The following is a 363-nucleotide window of genomic DNA, read 5'->3' on the forward strand; positions in this document are numbered from 1 at the left end:
GGGAGCTGGAAGCCGCCTATGACGTGGTGAGCCAGGCCGGCGCGAACGCGCTGGGGCTGGAGGGTTACGGCGTTGCCGTCGGCACCAAAGCCGACTTTGTCGCGCTGAAGGCCGAACATGTGCCGGAAGCGGTGGTGGCGGTGCCGAAGGCGCGGACGGTGTATCGTGCGGGCAGGGTGGTGGCGAGGGATGGCAGCATGAAAGGGTAACAACTACGATCGACCAGTGCGTCATCGGCATTGAGGCCAACGCGCAGGCTCGACCATCAAGGGCGACGCCCCATGCGCGGGCGATTTGGATGCCGTTTGCCGGACCGAGCAGGACTATCTGGCCTCGCTGCGCGGGCACCTTCGCTACGCGGTC

At 66.7% G+C, this 363-nt stretch carries 1 pseudogene; it reads left to right on the forward strand.

Features of this window, described 5'->3' with window-relative positions:
• Positions 1–209: pseudogene (locus tag EN851_RS34575) on the forward strand (metal-dependent hydrolase); the annotation flags it as partial.
• Between the last annotated feature and the right edge of the window lie 154 nt (positions 210–363).

The sequence above is a fragment of the Mesorhizobium sp. M8A.F.Ca.ET.208.01.1.1 genome (genome assembly GCF_004791315.1).
Classification (GTDB): domain Bacteria; phylum Pseudomonadota; class Alphaproteobacteria; order Rhizobiales; family Rhizobiaceae; genus Mesorhizobium.